The sequence below is a fragment of the Lactococcus sp. LG1074 genome (assembly GCF_017309525.1).
Taxonomy (GTDB): Bacteria; Bacillota; Bacilli; order Lactobacillales; family Streptococcaceae; genus Lactococcus; species Lactococcus petauri.
Genome location: NZ_CP071293.1, coordinates 1,876,174 through 1,895,005 on the forward strand (window position 1 = coordinate 1,876,174; position 18,832 = coordinate 1,895,005).

At 34.5% G+C, this 18,832-nt stretch carries 20 protein-coding genes and 1 tRNA gene; 2 read left to right on the plus strand and 19 right to left on the minus strand.

What is annotated here, in order from left to right; translation table 11 throughout:
• Positions 1 to 5: 5 nt before the first annotated feature.
• The 16 genes from J0J36_RS09360 to J0J36_RS09435 all read right to left on the minus strand — a co-directional run bounded on the left by J0J36_RS09360 (position 6) and on the right by J0J36_RS09435 (position 14,498).
• Entirely contained in the window at positions 6 to 236 is a 231-nt protein-coding gene (locus tag J0J36_RS09360; protein ID WP_019299225.1) for a TcpD family membrane protein, read from the minus strand.
• Positions 237 to 264: 28 nt separating this feature from the next.
• Positions 265 to 1,557 (minus strand): conjugal transfer protein, encoded by a 1,293-nt coding sequence (locus J0J36_RS09365; protein ID WP_206886716.1) that lies wholly within the window; start codon positions 1,555 to 1,557, stop codon positions 265 to 267.
• Between the two features lie 65 nt (positions 1,558 to 1,622).
• Positions 1,623 to 4,844 (minus strand): VaFE repeat-containing surface-anchored protein, encoded by a 3,222-nt coding sequence (locus J0J36_RS09370; RefSeq protein ID WP_206886717.1) that lies wholly within the window; start codon positions 4,842 to 4,844, stop codon positions 1,623 to 1,625.
• Positions 4,845 to 5,035: 191 nt separating this feature from the next.
• Complete coding sequence (locus J0J36_RS09375; RefSeq protein WP_206886718.1) at positions 5,036 to 6,043, minus strand: hypothetical protein; 1,008 nt, start codon at positions 6,041 to 6,043, stop codon at positions 5,036 to 5,038.
• Positions 6,044 to 6,066: 23 nt separating this feature from the next.
• Positions 6,067 to 6,366: a helix-turn-helix transcriptional regulator gene (locus J0J36_RS09380; RefSeq protein WP_017368496.1), complete on the minus strand. Its 300-nt coding sequence runs from the start codon at positions 6,364 to 6,366 to the stop codon at positions 6,067 to 6,069.
• Positions 6,367 to 6,438: 72 nt separating this feature from the next.
• The gene (locus J0J36_RS09385; RefSeq protein WP_206886719.1) at positions 6,439 to 6,618 is read right to left on the minus strand and encodes a hypothetical protein; all 180 of its coding nucleotides are present in this window, start codon (positions 6,616 to 6,618) and stop codon (positions 6,439 to 6,441) included.
• Positions 6,619 to 6,743: 125 nt separating this feature from the next.
• Positions 6,744 to 7,004 (minus strand): hypothetical protein, encoded by a 261-nt coding sequence (locus tag J0J36_RS09390; protein ID WP_017368494.1) that lies wholly within the window; start codon positions 7,002 to 7,004, stop codon positions 6,744 to 6,746.
• A 288-nt stretch (positions 7,005 to 7,292) separates the two neighbouring features.
• Positions 7,293 to 8,597 (minus strand): replication initiation factor domain-containing protein, encoded by a 1,305-nt coding sequence (locus J0J36_RS09395; RefSeq protein WP_206886720.1) that lies wholly within the window; start codon positions 8,595 to 8,597, stop codon positions 7,293 to 7,295.
• A 351-nt stretch (positions 8,598 to 8,948) separates the two neighbouring features.
• Positions 8,949 to 10,565 carry an FtsK/SpoIIIE domain-containing protein gene (locus J0J36_RS09400; protein ID WP_206886721.1) on the minus strand — a complete coding sequence of 539 codons (1,617 nt, stop codon included), beginning with the start codon at positions 10,563 to 10,565 and terminating at the stop codon, positions 8,949 to 8,951.
• A gap of 16 nt (positions 10,566 to 10,581) precedes the next feature.
• Positions 10,582 to 11,088 carry a hypothetical protein gene (locus tag J0J36_RS09405; RefSeq protein ID WP_206886722.1) on the minus strand — a complete coding sequence of 169 codons (507 nt, stop codon included), beginning with the start codon at positions 11,086 to 11,088 and terminating at the stop codon, positions 10,582 to 10,584.
• Positions 11,089 to 11,090: 2 nt separating this feature from the next.
• A complete protein-coding gene (locus J0J36_RS09410) occupies positions 11,091 to 11,432 on the minus strand; it encodes a hypothetical protein (protein WP_206886723.1) in 342 nt (113 codons plus the stop codon).
• 195 nt (positions 11,433 to 11,627) lie between these two features.
• Positions 11,628 to 13,043, minus strand: a complete 1,416-nt coding sequence (locus tag J0J36_RS09415) for a polysaccharide deacetylase family protein (RefSeq protein WP_206886724.1) — start codon at positions 13,041 to 13,043, stop codon at positions 11,628 to 11,630.
• 123 nt (positions 13,044 to 13,166) lie between these two features.
• Positions 13,167 to 13,466 (minus strand): helix-turn-helix domain-containing protein, encoded by a 300-nt coding sequence (locus tag J0J36_RS09420; protein ID WP_206886725.1) that lies wholly within the window; start codon positions 13,464 to 13,466, stop codon positions 13,167 to 13,169.
• A gap of 224 nt (positions 13,467 to 13,690) precedes the next feature.
• A complete protein-coding gene (locus tag J0J36_RS09425; RefSeq protein ID WP_019299211.1) occupies positions 13,691 to 14,062 on the minus strand; it encodes a DUF86 domain-containing protein in 372 nt (123 codons plus the stop codon).
• A complete protein-coding gene (locus J0J36_RS09430) occupies positions 14,052 to 14,372 on the minus strand; it encodes a nucleotidyltransferase family protein (RefSeq protein ID WP_017370970.1) in 321 nt (106 codons plus the stop codon). Before J0J36_RS09430 ends, J0J36_RS09425 begins: the two co-directional genes overlap by 11 nt.
• Before the next feature lie 54 nt (positions 14,373 to 14,426).
• Positions 14,427 to 14,498: transfer RNA gene (locus J0J36_RS09435), tRNA-Trp, on the minus strand.
• A 753-nt stretch (positions 14,499 to 15,251) separates the two neighbouring features.
• Between J0J36_RS09435 and J0J36_RS09440 the strand changes: the two genes are divergently transcribed.
• On the plus strand, positions 15,252 to 15,578 hold the full coding sequence (locus tag J0J36_RS09440; RefSeq protein ID WP_206886726.1) for a helix-turn-helix transcriptional regulator: 327 nt from the start codon (positions 15,252 to 15,254) through the stop codon (positions 15,576 to 15,578).
• 4 nt (positions 15,579 to 15,582) lie between these two features.
• Positions 15,583 to 15,981 carry a hypothetical protein gene (locus tag J0J36_RS09445; protein WP_206886727.1) on the plus strand — a complete coding sequence of 133 codons (399 nt, stop codon included), beginning with the start codon at positions 15,583 to 15,585 and terminating at the stop codon, positions 15,979 to 15,981.
• 44 nt (positions 15,982 to 16,025) lie between these two features.
• On the opposite strand, the gene J0J36_RS09450 is transcribed toward J0J36_RS09445, so the two are convergent.
• The 3 genes from J0J36_RS09450 to J0J36_RS09460 form a co-directional block, all read right to left on the minus strand.
• Positions 16,026 to 16,778 (minus strand): DnaJ domain-containing protein, encoded by a 753-nt coding sequence (locus tag J0J36_RS09450; RefSeq protein ID WP_242520620.1) that lies wholly within the window; start codon positions 16,776 to 16,778, stop codon positions 16,026 to 16,028.
• 191 nt (positions 16,779 to 16,969) lie between these two features.
• The gene (locus tag J0J36_RS09455; protein WP_206886728.1) at positions 16,970 to 17,347 is read right to left on the minus strand and encodes a type II toxin-antitoxin system RnlB family antitoxin; all 378 of its coding nucleotides are present in this window, start codon (positions 17,345 to 17,347) and stop codon (positions 16,970 to 16,972) included.
• A gap of 21 nt (positions 17,348 to 17,368) precedes the next feature.
• Entirely contained in the window at positions 17,369 to 18,754 is a 1,386-nt protein-coding gene (locus J0J36_RS09460; RefSeq protein WP_206886729.1) for a viroplasmin family protein, read from the minus strand.
• Positions 18,755 to 18,832: the final 78 nt, after the last annotated feature.

Below are 18,832 nucleotides of genomic sequence, written 5' to 3' on the forward strand. Positions count from 1 at the left end.
ACCTCCTACAGCTTAAATTGTCCTGCCATCCAGTCAATAATACGTTTGAATACTCCTGCAAGTAGATTTAACGTTTCTGTTGGGAATGTCGCAAACATCCAAACCAATATTGCCATAACAATAACAGCAACAATTTTCATGACTTGACCTTTTAGAAAGCCCTGAATAATTTTAACGACAAAGAGCGTAATAACCGCCCCTGAACACATTCCCCAAAATGCTGTAAATAATCCCATATTTTTTTTACCTCTTATTCTTTATTTTTTATTTCCCTAAATCTTTTGTTGTAATCACATTAGAAAAATCTTTTGCAAAATAAGTTTGTCCCGTTTTTTCAATCGTAAATGTGAAATTTTCAGGAACAACCCCTAAATTATTTGAAAAACTAGCTTGTACAACTGCTTTATAGCTGTTGTCTGCATTTTTCTTATAGTAACTATAATCAATTGATTTAAGTTTCTCACCGCTTGAAACACTTAATCCACTCGCTAAAAGGTTCAAGTCATTTTGATTTGTACTCTTTGCGACTAAAACACTTTTAACAAAAGTATCAAGCTTTTCTGCTTCACTACTTGGCAACTCAGTAGAAGCTGTAAAATCAATTTGTGGAGCTTTCTCCCCCGCAAAGATTTTCGGAACATCTTCTAAAGTTGGAAATGATGAAACATAATATTTTCCGTCCACTTCTCCATAAGGAACATTAAAAACCTTCTGTACTGTTTTTTCATTAACTTCTTGTTTTGCTTTTACTTTTCCTTTAGCAGGAATTGTTTTCACTTCCTCAGTTGTGATTTTAACCAAGAATTTTGCCGTATCTTTTGTAATAGATAACAGTTTAATGTCATTTAAACGGCTCGGATTACGCTTCATACCTTGAGAAGCAAGGGGCAAATTTTTCCCATAATAAGCTTGTAAGGCTTGAAGTTGTTTGTCTTGTTCTTTAGGCTGAGATGAAAAGTTAAGATAAGCCCTCGCAAAATCTTCCGCAAAAAATTGTGCTTCATAATTTGTGGCACGGCTAAGGTCAGAAATAGCACTCACCGAAGCCTTACCTTCTTGAATAATTGTTTTACCTTCCTCTCGAACAGTCGTCTTTGCATGAGTATAAGCAATGCTTGCCCCAATGCCAACAAGCAAGGTCATACTTGCTAAACTTGCAAGAAGTATTCTTGCCCCTTTTTGCGAGTAAGGCTTAGGAAGAGTAGGACGTTCATAGTTTTGTTTTTGAAGTTTCACCCCTTTGTTCTTATTTTCTTTGCCCGATTTAAAGAATTTTTTCTTTTTTCGAGGTGCTTCATATTTTAAATCAGATTTTAAATTTGCTTCAGTAAAATCTTCCTTTCTTTCTTTACTCTCAGCTTCCGAGATTTTGCTTAAGTCCTTTTCAATAGGCTCTAACTTACCGCCTACTTCATCAAATGCTTGAAGTAAGTTATCAGACTCATCAGACGTTAACTCATAAGCAATACTCTTCGCCTTGATCCCTTGCTTTTGTGCAAGAAAAAGGAGCGCTTCTTTATCCACGCTCAAATCCCTTGCCAATTCATAAATTTTCAAGTTTCACCTCCATTTTATTTATGCCACCCTCCCACCACTGCACCGCTTTTCGCAGTTAATATTTATTATTTTTGTTTTTTATTAAAAAGACCTTTGATTTTGTCACGTTGCCAAACTACCATTGCAATAAGAACCATACCAAGCCCCGCTAAACTCCAAATGGCTTTTTCTTCACCTGTAGAAGGAAGAATACTCTTTGGAGTGTCAGGTGTTTTTGGTGTAGGAGTTGGTGTTTTTGGCTTAACGGTAAATGTTTCACTTTCATCATTCTTATCGTGATGATGGATGATAGGGCGGTTTTTTTCTGTTTCCTTGCCTACCCAAGCATCCTCATACAAGGTAATCTTATGCCCTGCATATTTTGCTGTATCAATCTTGACAGGCACATCAACCGTACCTGATGAACCCTTAGCTGTAAAGGTTAGCTCACCATCCACATCAATCACTTTTTTCAAGTTATGGTCATAGGCTTGCTTGATTTTTACCGTGTACTCTGTACCTTCGACCAAATCCTTATAATAGAATTTGTCCGTGATAGAATTTTTACCGACTTCAAGCTCTTTCGTTTGTACTTCGGTGTGACCGTCCGCATCCGCAACTTTTACAGTTTGAGAAGGATTTTCCTTAAAGTTATTTTCTTCTACAACCGTGTTCCCTTCTTTGTCACTCACAAGCTCTGTCACAGTATATTCCTTGTTTTCATCTTGTGAATTGTCAATAAGTGGAAAGTCCAGTTGTACTTCCGCATTCCCTTCTTTGTCCGTTGTAAATTTCTTCGTTGCAGTCACAGGCTTACCATCTTTACCCATGACAGGTTTTCCTGTGCCTTTATAAACCACCGTACCTGTAAGCGTGTATTCAGTGTTAGGCAGAAGGTCTGAAATTTTCGCCAAGTCTGTAACTTGTGCATGACCAACACCCAATGTCTTATCACCATCTGCTTTGTCTGTCGCAGTTGTTGTGATTTTTGGTTGAGCTTGCATTTTATCTGTAAAGATACCGAGATTAACCTTAAACATCAAATTGTTATCTACTAAACTCGAAGCATCAACTTTAATTTTATCAATCACTTGCCCTGTGACTGTATCTGTAAAGGTTGCAGTATAAGATAAAGGATTGTCTTTGTCGTCCACTTCATCTTCAATCGATACATCCACATCATTAATTGGTTTTAAACCGTTTGGTGTTTTTGTTTCTGATAGAGTATAGTCGCCAATAGCAACACCATCTTTGGAAGGGTTTCCTGCTTCTTCATTGGCTTTACCATCAAAGACCGTTAAACCATTTACAGTAAAGCCGTTAGAGTCTACTCCTGTACCAGAGATGGCTTTAATCGGATTACCCTTTGTCCCTTCTTTAGGTGTGAGTGTAAACTCTGCACCATTCAGACCTGTAAGAGAGCCATTAACTTCTTGCGATTTGCTAAACATGAAGCTAAAGACATTAACCTTGTTTGAAGCCTTGTCTTTATCCGCAAAGTCATTTGTCGCAACATCTACTTCACTCTTATCATCAAAGACTACTGGAATTTTCTTAGAAGATTGAGAATAACCTGATGAAGTGCGTAGCTCTTGCCAGTAGAAAGCTTTGCCATTTTCTTTCAACGGTAAGTTTTGAACACCAACTTTGTTAGAGTCGTCAATGGTCAACTCTACCTTCTTATCATCTGCTTTTGTACCAAATGTAGGTGTAATTGGAAGATTTTCAGTTGAACCTGCTGTTTTGTCTGTCAGCCCTTCCGACCATTCAACAGCTTTACCGTCCGCATGGAAAAGACCATAAGTAACACCTTTAAGTGTAGCTTCACCTTGTGTTTCGGAAGAGTCAGTGTCAGCATCCACCTTTGTTAAAGTCGTTGATCCTGTAGGAATATCTTGTGTAGCTACATCATCTTGATAGTTCTTTGTCGTACCATCAAACTTAGAGTTTTCATCAAAAGTCACAGGAATTTTCACTGCATTTAAAGCAAAACCAGCTGGAGCTTTTGTTTCCATGAAATAATATGATTTGGTGTAATCAAGGTTCTTGACACCAAGTTTCGCATCTTCACCCATTTTCAAGACCACATTTGTATTGTTAGCTTTCGTACCTGCGGTAGAAGTAATCGGATAACCTGCGTGTCCGTCCGTCCATTTCACAGGCTTGCCATCAGAAGTATAGAGTGTAAATTCTGCGCCTGCCATTTTCTTATTGGCAAAAGCATTGTTTGTGGAAGTTTTTTGAAGTGTCACTTCACCTAAGCCTATAGTTTTGACTTCAAGTTGTCCTTTTAATAACGCTGGGTCAGTTGTGGCATAAAGTGTTTGTCCTACCTTTCCATCTGGATTGATTGTGCCATAAATATAACTTGGTTGGAAATCAACATTAGTGTAATTACGAACTTTAACCACACCATCTTTGCCAATAGCTGATGGAGTAGCAGAAACTACTAAGGAATTTCCTTCACGTTTTGCCGTCAGACCTTCGGAAGCTTGAATTTTATCAAAAGGTAATCCATAACCGCCTGCCCCTCCTGCAAGAACTCCTGCTTTATCTGTAGCAGTTGCACTTGAACCTGCAATAACAGTCAAAGGATTAGGGTTAAAATCAGGATTTTTAGAACTTTGGACTGCTTGTTTCAAAATTGTAGTTGCATACTTGACAACCTCAGATATATCCGCACCTGTAGACTCTAAACCTGTAATTTTATGACCACCTACCACGTTATTCAGTTTTGAAGTATCAACTTCTGAAACTTTAGGAAGGAGTCCTGAAACTTCATTTTGTCCTGCTTCAACCAACCATAAAGCAAACTGTGTCGCAAGGTTAATGTTTTTGTCTGCTTCCGCATTATTCACTTCACCAATGTAAGTAATATTATTTACAAGATTACGTTGATACTCTGTCATGTCGTTCCACAATTGATAGACAGCTTCACTTTGCCCTGCTTTAGTCGCATAAGCACCATTAAACACATCTACAAAAGGTTCTAAACAGAACGTTGTCGCCCCATTAACTTCCATGAAATTTGCGGAAGCATCATGCCCATTCGACCACTTGACCGTACCTGTACCTGAGAACTTATAGTTAACTGGTCCATTGTCTGGCAGTGTAATAGAACGAGAAGGACTCGAAAAAGGAGAGAGATTAATAACATCTGCTTGTGCAAGACCTGCGACTGTACCGCCTACAGTAAGTAATAACATAGCAGTTGTCACAAAATGTTTTCCCGATTTACGTAATCGAAAACGGGTTTGCTTTTCTTCTGTAAGTGCTTTTTGTAATTTTTTCTTTTTAAATTTAGACATAAATGCCTCCTGTTTTTCTTTTTTATTCTGCGCAAAATAAAAAAGCCTGTCTTGGCTCAGGCTTTTCTCTAAATATTAATTATTAATGTTGCATACTCCCACCTCCTAACTACAAACCTTTTTATGCCTTGTTCAAGGGCAAAGAAAAACGATAGTTTCATAAAAACTACCGCTTTATTTTTTTATATTAATTAATAAGCACCTGATGAATAATCTCCGTCAAAATCAGCATTTGCATTCATCCAAATTGCAGCCGCACGACCTGCTTCTGCTAAAGAGCTAAAACCACCTTGTGACCAAACGATAACACCGTTTCTTCTTACCCAACCAGTAAATGTTTCCGCAGGAGGTGGAGTTACAGTTCCACCGCCATTATTTCCGCCTGTATTGCCATTACCGCCTGAGTTACCTCCTCCTGTTGGAGGGGTTACTGTATTACCGCCACCTGTGCTTGGTGGGTTAGGGTTTGAAGCATTCCCACTTCCTGTGTCCCCTCCTCCTACAGGAGTTTGTGGAGCAGGTTGGTAAGCATTGTTATTTGAAACACCACCATTATCTGTAGGTGCAGGATCAGTAACAGCTTGACTGTCTGCCTGTGTCTGATTAGCTTCTGAATTATTGCTTTTGGCTGTCTGATTTGAATTGTCTACAGCTTTTGCAGTCTGAGCTGATTTTTTAGCTTCTTCTGCTTTTTTGGCTTTATCCGCTTGTGCTTTTGAAGTTGAAATATCTTTATTCAATTTCGCCTTCAAAGTTTTACTATAATCAGAAGTCAATTTATAAACAGCAGTTTGTGCTTTTTTCAATTTATCCGCATTTGTAGCATTCTTTTGATAATCCGCAACTGCTTTTTTAGCTTCTGTTTCAAGTTTTACACGATTTTTAATACCGTCTAATTCTTTAGTCAGTTGTTTTGCGGTCTTATCATCTTTTACATGAGAGATAGCTTTTTTAGCAAGTTCCAAATTATTTGCAGTTGGAGATTTTTGAGCAGTAAGAAGAGCTGACTTAGCTTCTTTTACCAATCCTTCATTCACTTTTTTTGTGTTTTCAATTGCTTGTTTTTTATCTTTTTCTTGTTGGACTTGCTTTGCTTTCTCTGCTTGTACATTTTGATTATGTACTACACCTGCTCCAACACTTGCTATTAGAAGTGCGACAACTCCACCTACAACAACTTGTTTTTTGCTTAATTTCATAAATTTTCTCCTAAAATAGTTTGTTAATCAATATCTTCAAAGCTGATAACTAATTTTTTATTCATAGCTACAGCTATTTCCGCAAGCGATTTAATCGAAGGGTTCACGTTCTCACGTTCTATAGCACCAATATTTTGTCGCTTTTTACCGCTTAAGTCTGCTAGCTCCTGTTGAGTTAAGCCTTTTTCAAGACGAGCCGTATTCAAATTGAGCGCTAACTCTCGCTTAGCTTCTGAGAACGCCCAGTCCTCTCTATAGTCCTTATCCATTTCAAATAATTCCTTTGTCGCTGTTTGCCACTCTTTATCTGTTACCTTATTCAAAATGCCCTCCTTAATTACTATATGCATATTATATCATGCATTGTATTTCAAGTCAAGAAAAAGCATATTATATCATTCTTTTGTTTTTAAAGCAGTTTCTGTCGCAATAAGTGCTTCCTTTAATTTTGAGCCTGCAATAAATGCCATACGGTCAAACTTAGAACTTCTCTCTCCCAGATATAAGACATCTAAATCAATTTTATTTGCCAATTTTTTAATTTTTTCAAGTTCCTCTAATTTGTTATTGTTCACTTTTACTCCTTTTTATTTAAGCTTGCACCCTGCAAGAGCTTTTTTTTATTTTTAAAACAAGAACAAGGAGTCGAACCTTGAACTTGTGAGAACTTCTTTATAAAGAACTCCACCCTCATTGATTTTTAGAGTTGAGTATTTAGGGCTTTTTGACCCATGCCATAAGCACGTTTGCCTACTGCTTCAAGTTGGTTATTGATATTATAATAGTTCTTAAGAACACCATTGATAGCTTCATAATCTGAACCTGTCATTACATCTTTATTTGCTTTAAGATAAGCATTTAAATCACCTGCTGAAGTCCACGCTTCATCATATTTTTTTGCAGTCATTAACTCACCGAGTTTTTGAATTTTACCTTGTGCTTCTTTTTTATTATATGCCATGATATTTACCTCATATTTTCTTTTATTTTTTAGCCCTCCCAACCTTTATAAAGTAGTTCATCATAACGTTTTTGATAGAGCCTAATAAAGTGAAGTCGTCTTTTGACATTATAATTTTTTGCTTTTTCAATATATTGTCTTGCTTCCTCACTATCAGGCGAATAATGCCGTGAACACAGGCAGTCTATTTTTAAACGCAACTCTTGGCACTCAGGAAGGTCAAGACGGCTTGCAATATGCTGTCTTAAGCGGTCAGAGTATTCTCTTCGCTTTTGATTTTCTTCTTGCCTACTCACTTCTACCTTCCCCCATTCCTATTGCTTCAAGAAGTTTACGACCCTTAGAAGTAGACCTTGCTTGATACTGGAACTCTTTATTCTTCAAATATTTTGTTTCTTCCTCAATCCGCAACTCTTCTTCTTCTGAAAAATCATAACTTCTTATAGAGTCCATTAAAAAATGTACCCCAGTGTTCTTGTTTACCGCATATTCAATACTTAATTCTCTTAAAAGTTGACGTGTAATCCAACGTCTACGTTTTTCTGGTGAAATTTCTTTAGGCTCAGTAATAAACTTATAGCGTTTAGAACTTCCTAAAACATCTAGCCACTCACGGTCTAAATCTCCCTCATCATCATAAAACGTAAGATAACTTGAAATGATACACACCGCTACTTCGAATAAGTTTGACTCCTTAAAAGCATAATCATATATGACTTGTTTTGCCTTATCATGACTCAAACGTACCTCATAACGATTTTTAAAACCGTAAATTTGTTGCACATCTTCTACGGGTAATTCTCTTTTCAGTGCTTGTTCTTTGTCTTTCTCGTAAAATTCCATAGCTATTGTGCCACCTCTTTTACCAAATGCTAAAGACAACCCTTTAGACTGAAAAAGACCACCTACAGGAGAGAATGCTTCATGTGGTTCAAAGTGTTTAAATAAAGTTTTGACTTGATTATTTCTCACTTTCCCCCACAATTTGAATAAATCATAATTATATTCAGGGTTATAGCGTTCATCTAAAGCAATATCAAACTGAGTAAAATTAAGATAATCTTCTACAGCTTCCTCATCTATTTCACCTTCAATTTGTGTCGCTTTTACTGCATAAGAACGACAATCTCTTAGAAATTCTCGCCATGTGCGATCCTGCTCTTTTAAGAACGTTTCAAATAAACGGCATCCACTCCCTGTCATTTCAATCAGAACACCCATATCAATATTTTCTTCATGTTCAGTATCTTCAATCTGATAATAAACTTTAATATTGCCATGTTCGATACGGCAAGGATAACCTTGACCTCCCCCTCGCCCTACATTGAACTTATCCAATGGAATTTGAAGGAGTTTTTTTACAACATTTTCATATTGAAAAGTTTTAAAACGAATTTTTAAATAGTCAATCAAAACTGTAACATCAGCTTTTGGCTTTATGTTCAAGTAAGCAACGAGTTTTTCTTCTTTTTCTGCCGTTAATGTTTTACGCCCATTTTCTACAGCCGATACAAAGCCCTTACTCACCCCCATAATTCTTGATACATCATTTTGAGAAAGCCCAAAAGACTTTCTAACTTTTAATAAATCCACTTTCAACCTCTCTATATTTTTAAGGGGTATACCTCAATAAACCCTGTAAGCTACTAGGGTTGTTGTATTGGTATACTACTTGTACCCCGTGTTACCAAACGGGGTACCGCAAACACTCGCTTAGCCCAGACTACGTCTGGACTAAGACTCTTTCTAATGGCTCTTTCTCTCGCACTCAGACGCTACTTCACGACAAAAAAAGACCGTAAAGCTGTACGGTTCTCCGCTTCGCACTCACTCCGGGGCTTTCGCCCCTCGTTCGCCACGTCAGCGTTTAACCTACACTTTATCGGCTTTCTTTGTCTATAGCTTACCTTCGCCACTTCGAGAGAAGCCAAAGACGAGTCGTTTTTAATGTCGACTCACAACTTCATTGATAATATTATCCAAGGTATCAGAACTACTTTCCTTCACCTTAAGAATTTCTTCAAATAACTCCTTATCTTTCAAGGAATAGTCTTTTGAAGCAAACTCATAGCTACTTTCTATCAGTTTACTTTTTATTTTTTTGAGTAATCTCACATCAGAATTTAGCGCATTTGCCATCTCTTCAAGTGTAAATTTCTCCTCAATTACAATACTAGGTGACGTTTCTTTTTCAATACGTGGCAAAGATTTAAAGTCCATATAAAAACTATAAGTTTCTGCATCAGGCAAAAGAGGTGCATAAAATTCTCTTGCACTCCCTCCAAAAATACCATAATAGCCACGTCCAAAAATCTTTTGACCTGTATCTCCATCTTTTTCAACGTACTTAAAGTGTTTTTGCTTATTTTCTTCACCAAATAGCGTGTCATAACTAAACTGTGCCAATCGCCCTAAAGTTATACGAGTCATCATATTATCCTTAAGAGTAGATGGTAAATCATCAGCTTTTACATTTTGAGTCGAAATAACAACATAAACACCAGCTTGACGTCCTTTAAGAACGATTTGCTTCAAAGCACTCATAACTTTCATGGAGTCAATAACACCGCCATAAGGCAAATCTTCTAAAGCAGAAACAAGAGAAGGTTCTTCATCAATTAAAATAAAAAGAGGCTTCATGTCATACTTATAAAAAGCACCCAATTCTTCCTCATTTTGTTCTTCTGACCTTTGGCGCATGATTTCATAACGCTGTTCCATTTCTTCTTTGAGGTCAATTAAACGTTGCCCCATTTCTTCTGTCGTATAAGTAACCCGACCTTTTAGAACATTAAGATTTTCTAGTTTTACAAAATCTGACTGCTTAGGGTCAAGAATTTCTACTACACCTATACGTAACAAACCAGTCAAGAGTGACCTTAAGAACACCGTCTTACCTCCTCCGGTACCACCTGCTACAATCATATGAGGATCATGCACAAAATCCCAAAAAACACCTTCTGCAAGCTTCACACCCTGTTTAACATCTGCCACAACATCTTTAGCAGAAATACGACTACGTACAGAGTCTATCGCATAAGAGTACACGACATAACCCTTCTCGTCCGAAGTTCCCATAAGGTCACCTGAGAACATTGTTTCAAGTATGCCCCCTAGTTTAAGAAATTGTTCCTGGAACTTAATGCCTTCAAGTTGAAAACTTGCTCGAAGCTCATATTTTTCTTGCTTAAGATAAACCTTAGGAAAGTATATTTTAGGCTTTCCTTGCCTATTATTACCGTTTCTTTCTTTCGTAAAATAGAAATTATTTTGGTACATAAAGCGCCATAAAAGAAAATGTCTATATTTACGTATAAAGAAAAAACTCTTTTTCAAGAGTATGCGATACAGCCAATATGAAAGCAAGAACCCAAACAGAATAAGCCCAAAAGAAAGCCCCCCAACAAGAGCAATCTTAGCTTTTCCGTAAAGCAGATAGAAAGCGCTACTTGCGCCCCCTGTCACTAAAAACACTGGAACAGCAACAAGAGCATACAATCTTAAAGGAATGCGACGGTCACGCTTTTTTAAACGGTGACCTTTTGGAAACAATTTGTTCATGTTTCCCTCCTATCCTTTATTTATTTTTGGGCTTAGACTGTTCTTCCTGTGTGTTTGTACGTGGTGATTCAGAGTTCGTATTTACATTGGAACTTGAACCTGTCACAACTTTAACACCTGATGCCTTCAAAGGGAAAGTAATTTTAGGCACACTTTGTACACGTCCATTACGTCCAACAACTTCATGATTTGATTTGAATACAGAAGCTGTCACAGGTTCAACAAGTTCAATTTCACTGCGGAAAGGAACTGTTGTTTCATCAAAGTCAAGAGGAACTTTAATATCAATTTGTTTCGGATAATTTGGTGAAGCAATCATAATATATTTACTACCAATTTCACCAGTAGGAACTTCTTTTAATGTTCCTTCTGCATTTTGTTGTTCAAATCTTTCCCCTGTAGCTTCATCAATAAACATCATTTCAGGAACATTTTCAACACCTAAATAAGTCATAGTGCCAAAAAGTTTTTTAGGGTTTTGTGTAATCGTACGATTGAATTGATTAAGTCCGTATTTTGCCATTGTTATTTTCCTCCTTTGATTTTGACTTCATTTAAACGTAAAGCCATTTGGTTTTTTGTAACACCATTTTCTGCATAGTTAAAGTCAATAAGTGTTGGTTCATGTCCTTCGACTTCAATTTCTACCAATCCACCAAGAACAGCTTTTCGCAACTCGTCTTTTTTAGGTACTTTACCAAAGCAGACGATATGGAAGTTTTTCTCCCCGTCTCCTGCACCTGATAAAACTGTATGTTCAGGCATTTCAGCCGTACGTGCTACAGTTTCATATTCTGGTAAAACATAAATCTTACCGTCATTTGTGAGTTCTTTTAATTCCATTACAGGAACTTCTTGTAATTGCATATTATTCTCCTTATGCTCTTTATTTTTTTTAATGTTTAACGTCATTTCTGACCATGTTGCTAACAGGAGTCGAACCTGCACCAAAAATTAAAAAGACCTTCTGTACTAACCTTTATACGATAACAACAAAAAAAGTACCACTAGTTGAAAACATAGGGTACCTTTTATTTATAATTTTATTCATTATTTACTTAACTATTTCACTGCATCAAAATATTGTTTCCCATTTTCAAGATTGCCTCGAGACTCAATTAATTGGTTGACTGTAACAAAGGTATAACCTTGTTTTTTCAAGTCAGTAATCACTTTTTGCGCTCCATCAACAGATGAGTCATAGATATCGTGCATAAGTATGATAGAACCATCGTAAACCTCACTCAATACTGTCTGCTCAATACTGTCTGCATTCTTACTTTCCCAATCAAGAGAATCTACACTCCACTGGATGACTGGATTATTAACAATCGTTGTAATTTGTGGAGTAGTTGCTCCGTAAGGTGGTCGTGTGCCTTCTGGATCTTTCCCAATTGTTTGTTTGATAATATCTCTAGTCATATTAATTTCCTTTTGAGCTTCCTCAATTGGTAGTTCAGGTAAATTTAGATGATTATAAGTGTGTGAACCAATTTGATGTCCTTCTTGATAAGCTTTACGTACAATCTCTGGATAGAATTGCACTCGATTTCCTAGAACGAAGAAAGTTGCTGGCACATTTTCTTTTTTCAATATTGATAATAAACGTAGTGTAGTTTCAGGAGATGGTCCGTCATCAAAAGTTAAAGCAACTAACTTCTTCTTACCTAGACTCTTTTCACCTTTTTTATTCTGGGAATTAAGTGCCTTACTGCTACTTTGTGAATCATTTAAAGAATCTGACTTAAGATATTCTTCTTTTACAATACCATCCAATTCATTGAAAGGAATCTTTACAGATGATACTGGATTTGAACGCGAACCAATTTGATATGGCTTAAAGAAAAGTATCAAATCGTTATTATCCAATAGAAAATTCTCAAAATTTTCTTCTTTAGGATACAATCCTTCTTTCAAGTCAGATACTTCTTCTTTATTTTCCTTATAAATTTTTTCATTGCTCAATTTATCATATGCAATTTTTGAAATTTCAGACAAACTTGATGTACTACTAAGTATATCTGTAATATATAATGGGCTACCTGTTTTTAAATTATAACTCTTTGTATGTACACTGTTTATTGGATTTGCCATGCTTTTATTCATAATCATTGAATTAAATTTAAAACCCACAATATTTTCTGATAAGCGATGTGTTTCAAAGTTCTGATAAAATTCACTCATGACTTTTTGATTTTCAGGATAGTTTACCTTAAATGCTGCAATTTCTCCATCAGTAAACGCTTCTAATCCCTGACTAATATCTTCATTTTTCACTTTTGGATAATCGGCAAACACTCTATATGATTTGCTATTTTCTTGTTTTGTCTCAATATCAATCCCCTTCAAAGCCTTACTTCTTTCGAAATAATTTTCTTCATGAGTTAATTTATCATTTTTTATCCACAATATTCCCATTATAATTATACATAAAATAATAATACCAAATATCAAGATATTCCAATTCTTCTTTGTCACTTTTTCTCACCTACTGTTTTATTAATAACTAACTTATGTCAATTACAAAATTAATTTTAACTGAATCAATCCTTAATATCAAATATAAACCTCTAGGAAACTCGAAAATATTCAATAGCTTTATTAAATGTTCAACGCTTCACTCGCCATAGCTCCTGTACAGCCGCCCATATCCGCAATCACTTCTAATACTTCTTGAAAGTATTCTTCTTTACTCACTAGATCAGTGTGACCTGTTAAGTAATCAATCGTAACGTTATAATAGCATGCAAACTTTCCTAATAATTCTATATCAGGAACACGTAAGCCCGTTTCATATCTTGCATAGCTTGTAGGAAGTAGTCCTAAAGCTTCGCATACTTCTTTACGCTCTAAACTTCTTGCACGTCTTAACCCAATTAAATTTTGAGAAATTGATATCATAGTATTCTCCTTTAAAAACTATATGAAATCAAAAGAACCAAATAATTTATAGATAATCCCTGTTTCAATTGAAAAATAATCTGTTCAATTTCTGTATTTACATCTACAGAGATATTTAATAAAAAAAGTTGTTCATACTTCTGTACTTTATCTTCTAATTTTTCAATATTAATAAATAATTGTTCTCTATTCGAAATCATAAAAAATCCAATAAAAAAACAGCCTTAAAGCTGTTTATTTCTTCTTTCTTTTTGAATAATCATTTGTAAATCTGCTATATTACCTCTTAGCTCTAATTTTAATAATGCTGAAACCTCGCTCCAGTCTATACGGTCATATTCATGTACACCCATATTTCGATAACCTTTAATAGCTCGCCATGGAATATAGTTATACCGCTCCTGTAACTCCTCAGAAATGCGACCAACCGCAAGCATTTCTCCCATTTGTTCTAAGCTCTTAGAAATACCTTTTTGATATAGGCTATCATTAAATAAACGTTCTTCTGAGTTATCAATTTGACTAAAAAATTCAAGAGCTTCCTCTGCATGATATACCATTTGCTCTAAATAGTATAAATCACGGTTATGCTGCATAAATTTCTTCTCTCTCCTGTTCAATATTTTCTAAGATTTCATCTGTGCCTGGTACTTTTTTATTCATTACAAAAGCCTGTAATGAAACTAAGTCTACTTTCTTTCCTAAACTATCTTCTAGTTCATCAAGCAACATGTACTTAGTTGTCAGTGACATTGAATTATCAAATTTCACATACAATAAATCAATATCACTATCTTCTCTTGCTTCACCTCTTGCATAAGAGCCAAATAAATAAACTTCTTTCAAATTATATTTTTTCGCAATAGGTGCTACTTTTTTTGTAATTTCTTCAATAGTTAAAATCATGTTGTCTCCTTTCAGAAGTATCTCTTTCTACTCTTAGTATATCACAAAGTAGAACAGGTACAGAGGGATTTGAACCCCCACAGCAAGTTTTGGAGACTTGCGGACTAGCCATTATCTTATGTACCCATAAAAAACTTATAGCTCTTGTCCTAGGTAGTCATTATCACACCTACAAGGAAATATAAGTTTTTACTTCATTCATAATAAAAAAGCCCTAATTTTCAAGGCTTTCTTTTTATCTTATTGTCTATTAAAATGAATACCAAAAAAAGTATTCATAAGTTAACAGACAGTTTTTTCGTCTATTAACCTTCCGCCATTGTCTATCATCACGACAGTCAACCTATTCCAAGACTTAATAAAGGAATAAGAGCGGTAGGATCTGAACAGCGACTGCGATAACCCCTTAGCTGTGAGTGGGTACAGTATCGGTTTTAAAATGAAAATTTTGTTTTCCTCGAAATAATACCCCTTGTATTACCTGTTAGACAGAAGCAAGCGTTACTCTAAGCATACTTGACTTCCCAAAACTTTCCCGACTTCTTCAAGCGTACAACTTATACACTCCTAGAATAATCTAGGTGGCTGTCTTCATTTCTCGTCCTATAACAATTTACGCTCTGCTAAGCGTGCTGTAAGTAGCAACCCTTTATAAGCATTTGTCGCCATTGGCTTTTCTCCTTAAAAATTGTTATAATAATAATGTTCTATGTTATTAAATAACAACTTGCAAGAAGCTCCACTCACTGGGGCTATTTGCTTATTCTTTTGTAGTTTTTTAATGCTTCACGTTAACTACATTTATCATTTTAACGCAACAGGTTAATTTTGTCAACTGATAACTATATTTTTTTTAATTATTTTTAAGGAGGTCTCAAAATGTTTTACGAACGCCTAAAATCTCTCGCAAAAGAAAACAAAAAATCTTTTAACGAAATCGAAGCCGATTTAGGTTATTCCAAAAATTCTATGTATCATTATAAAAAAGTAAATCCTAGTAATGATAAACTGACTAAATTAGCGGAATATTTTAATGTTAGTACAGATTATCTCCTCGGAAATACTACTGCTAAAGATTATGACTCTAAACGTCTTGATGAAAGCATTGAAAACTCAAAAAGTTTTGATGGAAGCCCCCTAGATGATGAGGATAAAGAAATTATCCATAACTTAATAAAGGATTATCTCGAGAGTAAAGGAAAGTAATTTTTTGATACATAAAGTATGGCGATTTTGTAAAGACGAAAATGTTACCCTTCTTTACGACTATACAGGAACTTTAAAATCTAAAGGAAAATATATCCATGATAACGGAAATGATTATATTATTGTTCGAGCAGGACTTCCTGAATTAGAAGAATTAAAAGTAATCTTACATGAATTAGAACATGTTAGACATGGCGATATAGGATTTTATAATTCTTTACAAATACTTAAAGTAGAAGCTTCAGCAAATAAAGATGGAATTGCGGATTTAATATCTTTACTAGCAACTGAAGAAATACCTCAGCCTAACTATTTAAAAATTGCGGAATATCTTGGAGTTGATCCTGAGTATTACAAACCTGTAATCTGTGAAGCTTTACAAAAATACCAAGCAGAATACTAAAATTTAGGTAAGGAAAAAGAGTAGAAATTTAATCTACTCTTTTTTTATTTTTTCATAATGATTTCCCATGCTTCTTGAATTTCTTTAAACTTTTCACTTGCTCCTTCTTCGTGGTTCAAATCTGGGTGATATGCTTTTGCTAGTTTACGGTATACTTTTTTTATTTCACTTAGTGGAGTTTGTGGAGTAACTCCTAAAACTTTATAGGGATCATACGTATTATAAGATCGGCTCTCATTTTTATCTGAGTAGCTATTTTGTTGTTTTTCCCATTCTTGATATGCTTCTTGACTTCTTCTAGTATACTCTCTTTGTTGTTCTTCAAATCTAAAACGTTCTGCTTGAGCTTTTTTCTCTTGCGACCTCAGATAGGCTTCTGTAAATAATGAAAATGGAATTTGACTTAAAACAAAATACCACGTATTAATGAAATAACTGTAAATATACCATCCTATCCATTTATCAACAAAATACCTTGCAGAATAAAAGAGGGCAACTAAACCAATTGCTAAAACAACAATAGGAATAATACCACCCGAAAAGAGAGCTAATATTAATAATATGAGTGATAGAAAAGCATATCTTCTAACAACGTATAAAAACGAGAATAGTATAACAATGAAAGTTACTAAAAAGGATAAGAAAAAACCCACAACTGGCACATGATATAAAAACTTATCTGAAAAGTAAGCTGTAGCTCCTACTACAATCATAACACCTATTAAAGTAACAAAAACATTATATCTTTTTATCTCAAACTCTTCCCTAACTTCTACTTGATGCTTATTTTCTTCCATAAAATTTTAAACTCTCCTTATATTGAAATTATATCATAGTTATAAAGTAATCTCTTTAACCCTTACAATATAAAAAAATAGACAAAAAAGTCATCAGAAATATATCTCCCAATGACTCTTAAGATTATTTTTTTAGTATACTCTTATTTAAATCTACTTCTATAATCAATTTTCAAAATATATAATTAAAACTAGATAGCAATTCCTGAAAAAATTATATCTTTCTCAACAGAATTTAAGGGAGTATTTTCTATAACTTCCTTTTCTTCTCGCAGTATGTTACTTACCTTTACCCTCAAAGAATCTGTTCTATCTAAAGAAATTCTTTTTCTACTACCTGTCTTAATCACACCATTTTCTATACTTAATTCTGTAAATCTATTAGTTGTATTCCCTACTGAAGTGAGGGAGTCAATTAAAATTTTTGCGTTAGATTTAGAAAATAATAAATCAGCTTGTTCTCTTATTTTGTAAAATGGTGCAAACTCAGAAGTACCAATTACTAAATAATCAAAACTAGATGACTCTAAAGAAACAATAATTAAATCTTCTTTTTTAGTAATTTTCATTCTGTCCTCCACCTTTCTATTTTATTTATAAATTATATAATATTTATCCATGATCTCACATGCATCTTTAATTTCAGTTCTTACTGTTTGAATATCTTCAATTATGGCTGTATCCACAGAGTCTTGCGCCCAATGAAAATATTTATGCCTTCTACTTCTATAAAACTCATACAGGCTTTCAACGTAATCTCTTTCTACATCCGAAAATTTATCTTTATGTTTTTCTTGAATATGTCGGTTTTCATCAAAAAAGCTAAATGTGTTAACGCCCTTTGCATTTGCTGTTTCTAAACCAGCTTTACTTAGTGTTTTATGCAAGAAATATTCCAAAGCTCTAAAAGCTGGAAATATCAAATAAGTATAATCATGTTGTTCCATTGAGGTTTCATAATTTTGTACAGCTTGATATAAAGCATTGTTTACTTCTTGTTCTGTTATTCTATAATTAGGTAACAATTGTTGAAAAGTAGACTCTACAACACTATATGAAACATTATCCTCTTGCAACTCATTCATCGTGTTAATAACTTCTTCAGCATTTGGAAGTAACTGAATAAAATATGACATAACATGATACATTAAATTAGAAGGCTTCCCTTGAATTTGCAAAGTACGATGTTTAAAATAATAATTTACTCTCAAACATTCTGAAAGATGACTATATACAAAACTTTCCATTATCTGTGTTTTAGAAGTTTTTAATAAAAACTTATCTGAGAAAGACTCCTCAATCAATTTATTTACTATTTCAACTTCTTCTAATGGAATATTTTTTAACGTAACGCTTCCATCTTTATTCTCTGTATGGCTTCTTTCACGTATTGCATTTTTTGCCAATAGATCCGCACTTTCATTATATTCATCACCTGTATGCGCATCTACTTTCTCAAAACGAATATCTATTGTTGATTTTAATTCTGTTATTCTAGAGAAATAATATTTACTAATTGGTTTATTTGTTGACCACGAACCATTAGCCCATTTTTCAATACCTTCATAATCAAAATAAATAACTACTTGCCTAAAATCATTTTCAATTGCATATTCTATAGCCCTTATTGTAGCACATATCTCTCCGGCAACATTATTAGATACCATAAATTCTGGATTATTACCTGAAAAAGAGAATTCAGTAATATAATTTCTAGCATTATCTAAGATGACAATACCTGAACCATATTTATCTATTCCTTTAGAATAAGAGCCATCTACGTATGCTAAAACAGTTTCTTGGGTAATTTCTAAATCAAGTGATTCAGAACTATTTTCCAAATATTCTCGAGCTTCCTCTTTTGTTTTAAAGCTCTTATATTCTGCGCCCTTAAATCCTTGAATTTTTGGTTGCACAGTAGGCCAATCCATAAAAATCCCAGTATCTCTGCCTTTTCTTATTGCATAGTATTTCATGAAACAACTCCTAATTGAAAGTATAACTAAACTATTCTACCATATTTTAATACAATGTACAATATAACACTTTGAATT

Coding starts and splice junctions, on each gene's coding strand:
- J0J36_RS09360 (WP_019299225.1), bottom strand. CDS start 236: ATGGGATTATTTACAGCATTTTGGGGAATGTGTTCAGGGGCGGTTATT.
- J0J36_RS09370 (WP_206886717.1), bottom strand. CDS start 4,844: ATGTCTAAATTTAAAAAGAAAAAATTACAAAAAGCACTTACAGAAGAA.
- J0J36_RS09375 (WP_206886718.1), bottom strand. CDS start 6,043: ATGAAATTAAGCAAAAAACAAGTTGTTGTAGGTGGAGTTGTCGCACTT.
- J0J36_RS09390 (WP_017368494.1), bottom strand. CDS start 7,004: ATGGCATATAATAAAAAAGAAGCACAAGGTAAAATTCAAAAACTCGGT.
- J0J36_RS09400 (WP_206886721.1), bottom strand. CDS start 10,565: ATGAACAAATTGTTTCCAAAAGGTCACCGTTTAAAAAAGCGTGACCGT.
- J0J36_RS09405 (WP_206886722.1), bottom strand. CDS start 11,088: ATGGCAAAATACGGACTTAATCAATTCAATCGTACGATTACACAAAAC.
- J0J36_RS09410 (WP_206886723.1), bottom strand. CDS start 11,432: ATGCAATTACAAGAAGTTCCTGTAATGGAATTAAAAGAACTCACAAAT.
- J0J36_RS09420 (WP_206886725.1), bottom strand. CDS start 13,466: ATGATATCAATTTCTCAAAATTTAATTGGGTTAAGACGTGCAAGAAGT.
- J0J36_RS09425 (WP_019299211.1), bottom strand. CDS start 14,062: ATGCAGCATAACCGTGATTTATACTATTTAGAGCAAATGGTATATCAT.
- J0J36_RS09430 (WP_017370970.1), bottom strand. CDS start 14,372: ATGATTTTAACTATTGAAGAAATTACAAAAAAAGTAGCACCTATTGCG.
- J0J36_RS09440 (WP_206886726.1), top strand. CDS start 15,252: ATGTTTTACGAACGCCTAAAATCTCTCGCAAAAGAAAACAAAAAATCT.
- J0J36_RS09450 (WP_242520620.1), bottom strand. CDS start 16,778: ATGGAAGAAAATAAGCATCAAGTAGAAGTTAGGGAAGAGTTTGAGATA.
- J0J36_RS09455 (WP_206886728.1), bottom strand. CDS start 17,347: ATGAAAATTACTAAAAAAGAAGATTTAATTATTGTTTCTTTAGAGTCA.
- J0J36_RS09460 (WP_206886729.1), bottom strand. CDS start 18,754: ATGAAATACTATGCAATAAGAAAAGGCAGAGATACTGGGATTTTTATG.